We start from the raw sequence: 5,583 nt of genomic DNA, 5'->3' as shown, positions 1-5,583 counted from the left end.
AGAGATGTGTATAAGAGACAGGAGAACCGCCGGCGAGCGGACGGTCGATTCGACCCTCGAACCCCGGAGCTCGAGGCGTTAGAATGGCCCTCGAGATTAGACACCCGATATCGCGTCTCGCACACGTCGGACCGAAGCGGAACTGCTTGGCAGCAATGCTGTCGGAACGCCTCTAGTGTCAGAATTAGAACTGGGGCTTGCTTCTCCAATCGATCGGTCGATCGGTGACCCCCCAGGAGCTGGTCGACAGCGTGGCTCGGACGATCGGTCGCGTTCGCTTGCACAATCGGCGACGCTGTATCCCGTCGGCGAGCGGTATAGACCCGGTTCCCGCGTTCGATACCGCATCCTGCATCGATTCGAACCGGGTACACCGGTAAAATCGTCCCCGTCCGGTCGGGAAACGAGAACCGCGAGCTGTCGTGGCGGGGAATCGGCTCGAGAACCCGTTCTCAGTTCGTTTTTCCGAGTCGCCGCGAGTGAATTCACAGCCCTACCAGCACCACATAAACCACATAGCGCGATATAGAATATCACCTCCGACGGAAACAATCCGCGACTCGTGGCCGAACGACTGCCGGCGATTTCAGCAGCCTCGGTTCGGTCACTCGAGACGAAACCCAGTTGTCCCCGCCGCGAACGGGGACCACCGCCGCTCCGTGGCCGGATCCAACGAACAATTAGCGGTCCGCGGCCACGAGGAACGACGGATTTCGATCGGCGTCACGGCCGATTGCGGAGCGATACGGCGTCCATAATAATACCGCCCGTTGGTGGGTGTGGGGATATGAGCGCCCAGCCGCGGATGTCGCCCGAGGATCTCGACGACGAACTGGAACGGACGGTCTACGAGTACGTCGAACGAAACGGGGCCGTCGAACCGGCCGAACTGGCGCGCGCGATCCGCATCGAATCGGGAACGACCCACTCGAAACCGGCCCGGTCCGGCACCTACACCGAATCGGTCTGCCCGCCCGCCGAGGACCTCGAATCCTGCATCGAGAGGCTCACGGACCGGGGGTACCTGACCGAATCCGACGGCAAGGTCCGCCTCGCGCTCGGCGGAACGGCGACCGAACTGGCCCTCGAGGACGCCACCGTCACGGTTCGACCGGCGCGGGAGGAAGACCGCGAGGGGATCGTCGAGACGATGCGCGAGGTCGCCGACGAGGGCCCCTACATCGTCGCCGAGAACGTCGCGACGCGACTCGAGCGCGACTCGGCGCTCGTGCGGGCCAACGAGGAGCGCTCGCGGGTCTGTTTCGTCGCGAGTCTCGAGTCGGCGGCCGACGAGGCGACCGACGAATCGGACGACGACGCCGCGGCGACCGAATCAGACGTCGTCGGCTGGCTCCACGTCGACGCCCACGAACTGCCGTCGCTTTCCCACACCGCCGAACTCACCCTCGGCGTCGCGCCCGAGTTCCGTCGCAAGGGGATCGGCTCGAGCCTCCTCGAGTACGGTCTCGAGTGGGCCGACGACGCCGGCTACCGGAAGTGCTACCAGAACCTGCCGGCGATCAACGAGACCGCCATCGAGTTCCTCGAGGAGAACGGCTGGCAGCGCGAGAGCGTCCACGAGGAGCAGTACCGCATCGACGACGAGTACGTCGACGAAGTGATGATGGCTCGACACCAGTCGGCGTAGCGGAATCGAACAGCGAGTACTCGACGGTTCGATGTCGTCGCCCACGAGCGGTAGTCGCGACCGTACTCACGGACACAGTTATAATCAGACAGTATGTATGGAGAACTATGGCAGCGGAACCAGTCCTCCAGACGGGATTCTACGTCGTGATAGGACTAGCCGGGATCTCCGTATTCTGTGACGGGTTACTCTTCCGGCGAACCGCTCGAGGTGGGTCGCATCCCGCGCTCGTTCCGATGTTCCTCGGCGGAATCGCACTCGCGGCGATCGGTATCAGCGGCGTCGTGGGGCTCGCGCCGAATTGGATCGGGTCAGTGACCGAGTTCCTGCCCCGGCTGGACCGAGTCGATCAGTTTCATCGACTCGCGACGAGCAGTATGCTCACGCTGTTGCTGTTCGTCGTCCTACCGAGACGGATCCTCGGCATTAATGACAGCCTCACGATTCGAGCGCTCTCCGACGCCGTCGCCGCGGACAGCAGCGGCTGACCGTGCGGACCGACCGCACAGCAAGCGTATTCCACGGCTCTCGCCGATAGCTCGAGTCATATCGAGCGTACGCGACACGGCGGCTCTGTGGAACGGGACCGGAGGGCAACCGTAGTTTCTTCCCAACCGCAGCCCATACTCGCGGTATGGACGAGATCACACTCGGTGTACCGAAACCGGTTCTCGAGCGACTGCCGGAGGACGACGAGACCGCCGCGGCGGACATGCAGGAGGCCGTCGCCGGCTGGGAACAGCGACTCAACCGCGCGATCGAGGACGCCGACGACGACCGCGAGGCGGCCGGTCGCGTCCTCGAGGCGATCGAGCGCTTCGAAGAGCGTCGTAGCACCTACGACGACCTCGTACCGGAGCTGCGCGCGTGGGGTCAGTCGCCGATCTACGCGATCGCGTGGCGGACGCTGTACGCCGACGTCATCGCCCAGCTCTACGACCACGACGACCTCGCCGATCACCTCGAGCGCGAGCGCAACACCCGGCTGGTCGAGGACGGCATTCGACTCCAGGATCTGTAGCGGGCGCCGGCAGCCGCCGGCGATCGGCTCCCTCGAGGCGCTCGTTCCGGAGTGCTATATATTCCTCCGGGAGCGGAATTCACGGTCGTCGACGGATACCGCGGACCGGATCGCCGGGAGGCACAACCATTTTGGGCTCGTCTGTGACAGGTGACCTACCGTGGCCTCGACCGACGACCGCGACGCCACCGACGCGATCGACCTGACGACGCGCGTGCGCCGTCGCGTTCTCCCGACGCTTCACCGCATCAAGGAGCCCCTCGGCGGGTTCGCACAGTGTCTCCAGCACCCCGACGAGTACGTCGGGACGATCCCGTACGGGCTCGAGACGTTCCGGGCGGACCTCGAGGCGATGGCGTTCGAACCGGAACCGATCGCCTCCCTGAAGGTCCACCGCGACGGCCGGCTGTCGGCCGGGAGCTGGGCCCGGCGGCGGTCGCCGCTGGCGACGTGGCAACTCCACGTCGCGCTGTTTCAGGACGGGGCCGACGCCGTCGACGTGTTCGCCCACCGCGAGTACTCGTGGCTGCGCCACCCGTACAGACACTACACCTGCGAGGGATGGGACACCGAGGGCGGCGTCGAGCGGGTGCGATCGCTACTCGCGGACCACGACGTGACGTTCCGGATCGACCGCCGACGGTCCGGTACCACCGACTCCGTCGCGGCCGACGATTGACGGCGCGTCGCGGGCGAGGAACCGTTGCTCGAGCGGCGTTGGCGCTTTCACAACGGCTTTGACCGGCGGCGGTGGAGCGTCGAGCGATGGCGAAGACGAACGTCGTCGCCGCGTTCACCGACCTCTACCGACCGACGGTCAACGGCGTTACCTACACGATCGCGCTGTGGCGCGAGCGATGGGGCCGCCGTCGGGGATCGATGGCGGTCGTCTTCCCCGAGATGGCCGGGTACGAACCCGACGACGGAGAGTACGCGCTCCCGAGCGTCGGCGCACCGCTGTACCCGCGTTACCGCCTCGGAGCGCCGGTGGCTCCCGAGGAACTCGACACGCCCGACATCGTCCACGTCCACACGCCCTTCACGGTCGGGTTCGCGGGCGTCCGGTTCGCACGCGAGCGCGACGTCCCCGTCGTCGCCACCTACCACACGCTCCTCGAGGACCGCGTGAACCAGCACGTCCCCGAGGTGGCGGTCGAACCGCTCAAGCGCGCCTGCCGCGCCTACGAGCGGGCGTTCTTCGAGCGCGTCGATCACGCCACCGTGCCGACGGCGTTCGCCCGGCGGCACCTGCTCGAGCGCGTCGGTGCGGACGTCGACGCGACGATCGTCTCGAACGGCATCGACGTCGACTTCTTCCGGCCGGTCGAGGCGACGCCCCTTCGGGAGCGCTACAGTCTCTCGGGCGAGGGGCCGCTGTTAGGCTACACGGGTCGACACGGTCCCGAAAAGAACCTCGAGGAGGCGATCGACGCCGTCGACGGCACCGACTGGACGCTCGTCATCGCCGGCGACGGACCCGCCCGCGACGACCTCAAGGCTCGCGCCGCGGCGACCGACGCCGACGTCCGGTTTTTGGGCTTCCTCGAGCGCGAAGAGCTGCCGGCGTTCTACTCGGCGCTCGACGCGTTCGTCTTCCCGAGTCCGGTCGAGACGCAGGGGCTGGTCGCGCTCGAGGCGACCGCCTGCGGGACGCCGGTCGTCGCCGCCGACGCCGGGGCGTTGGCGGACGGCGTCATCGAGGGCGAGACCGGCTACCGGTACGCGCCCGGCGACCGCGAGGCGTTTCGGTGGGCGATCCGCCGGACGCTGGCCGAACGCGAGCGGCTCTCGGATCTCTGTCAGCGCCGCCGGAGCATGCTCGCAGTCGATCACTCCCTCGAGCAGTTGGCGGGGCTGTACGACGCGATTCGCGACGACTAATACGGAAGCGCGTCGGACGGACCGTCGCGGGCGGCGTGTGAATACAGACCAAGGCTTCAAATCCGCTCGGTTGATAGGAAACGGCATGGAGTTTGCAGTTTCTCGGACCGGGACGACCCGCGTCACCCTCCACGGGGGAAGCGATACGACCGCCTGCGACGAGGCGACCGAACAACTGGCCGAGAGCCTCGAGCGCCTCGCGGCCGAGGGGACCATCGCCGACTGGGAGATCGACGACGCCGACGTGTACGAGCATCCGACCGCGCCCTTCGATCCGTACACGATCGTCCTCGAGTTCACCGTGACCGTCGTCGTCGACGCCGCAGACGCCGACACAGCGGCGGAGCGCGGCGCCGGCGCGATCGACGACGCGCTCGAAACCGCCGATTTCGACGCCGTCAGCTACACGTCTTCGGCGGCGGCCTCGGCCGCCTGATCGACCCGCGAGCCGGTCGACGGCAGCCGGACACCCGAACTTATGCGATTCCGCGACTATCGATAGATATGGAGCTCGAATTGCGGTTTTTCGCGACCTTTCGGGAGGCCGTCGGCGAGAAGGAACGGACCGAAACGTTCGAGGACGACGCCGCGGTCGGCGACGTGCTGGCCGCCCTCGAGGCCGAGTACGAGGGTCTCGAAGGCCAGTTGCTCGAGGAAGACGAGTCGGGACGGGCGATCAGGCCGCAGTTGAGCGTGCTGAAAAACGGCCGCGACGTGACCCACATGGCCGGCCCGGAGACGCCCCTCGAGGACGGCGATCGGCTCTCGGTGTTTCCGCCGGTCGCGGGCGGCTAACGGGAGCGGTCCGCAGTGGTCAGTGGCGGCAGAAGTCGGTCGATCGACGGCCGACAGTCGACGAACGACAGACGCGGAACCTGTTAGAAAAAAGCTATAATCGGCGGTGAAATAGCTTCGGCCGAGCATGGTCCTCGATCTGCTCCTCGATCTCGCCGCCGCCGTCTCCGACCGCCCGGACGGACAGACGCGGCTCCAGCAGGTTTGCATCTACCTGGGACTGCTCGGTCTGCTGTTC

At 66.6% G+C, this 5,583-nt stretch carries 7 protein-coding genes; all 7 read left to right on the top strand.

The annotated features are described in order from the left end of the window. Nucleotides 1–787 precede the first annotated feature (787 nt). The 7 genes from C477_RS18580 (at nucleotide 788) to C477_RS18550 (ending at nucleotide 5,345) form a co-directional block, all read left to right on the top strand. Nucleotides 788–1,648 carry a GNAT family N-acetyltransferase gene (locus C477_RS18580; protein ID WP_008896085.1) on the top strand — a complete coding sequence of 287 codons (861 nt, stop codon included), beginning with the start codon at nucleotides 788–790 and terminating at the stop codon, nucleotides 1,646–1,648. Nucleotides 1,649–1,755: 107 nt separating this feature from the next. Continuing rightward, nucleotides 1,756–2,136 carry a hypothetical protein gene (locus C477_RS18575; protein ID WP_152423354.1) on the top strand — a complete coding sequence of 127 codons (381 nt, stop codon included), beginning with the start codon at nucleotides 1,756–1,758 and terminating at the stop codon, nucleotides 2,134–2,136. Nucleotides 2,137–2,282: 146 nt separating this feature from the next. Continuing rightward, on the top strand, nucleotides 2,283–2,669 hold the full coding sequence (locus tag C477_RS18570) for a hypothetical protein (protein ID WP_008896083.1): 387 nt from the start codon (nucleotides 2,283–2,285) through the stop codon (nucleotides 2,667–2,669). A gap of 160 nt (nucleotides 2,670–2,829) precedes the next feature. Beyond that, on the top strand, nucleotides 2,830–3,348 hold the full coding sequence (locus tag C477_RS18565) for a hypothetical protein (RefSeq protein ID WP_008896082.1): 519 nt from the start codon (nucleotides 2,830–2,832) through the stop codon (nucleotides 3,346–3,348). A gap of 86 nt (nucleotides 3,349–3,434) precedes the next feature. After that, on the top strand, nucleotides 3,435–4,550 hold the full coding sequence (locus tag C477_RS18560; protein WP_008896081.1) for a glycosyltransferase: 1,116 nt from the start codon (nucleotides 3,435–3,437) through the stop codon (nucleotides 4,548–4,550). Nucleotides 4,551–4,635: 85 nt separating this feature from the next. Then, on the top strand, nucleotides 4,636–4,986 hold the full coding sequence (locus C477_RS18555) for a hypothetical protein (protein WP_008896080.1): 351 nt from the start codon (nucleotides 4,636–4,638) through the stop codon (nucleotides 4,984–4,986). Between the two features lie 68 nt (nucleotides 4,987–5,054). Then, complete coding sequence (locus C477_RS18550) at nucleotides 5,055–5,345, top strand: ubiquitin-like small modifier protein 1 (protein ID WP_008896079.1); 291 nt, start codon at nucleotides 5,055–5,057, stop codon at nucleotides 5,343–5,345. Nucleotides 5,346–5,583: the final 238 nt, after the last annotated feature.

It is taken from the genome of Haloterrigena salina JCM 13891 (assembly GCF_000337495.1).
GTDB classification, from domain to species: Archaea; Halobacteriota; Halobacteria; order Halobacteriales; family Natrialbaceae; genus Haloterrigena; species Haloterrigena salina.
This window is presented reverse-complemented; position numbering and strand designations above follow the sequence as displayed.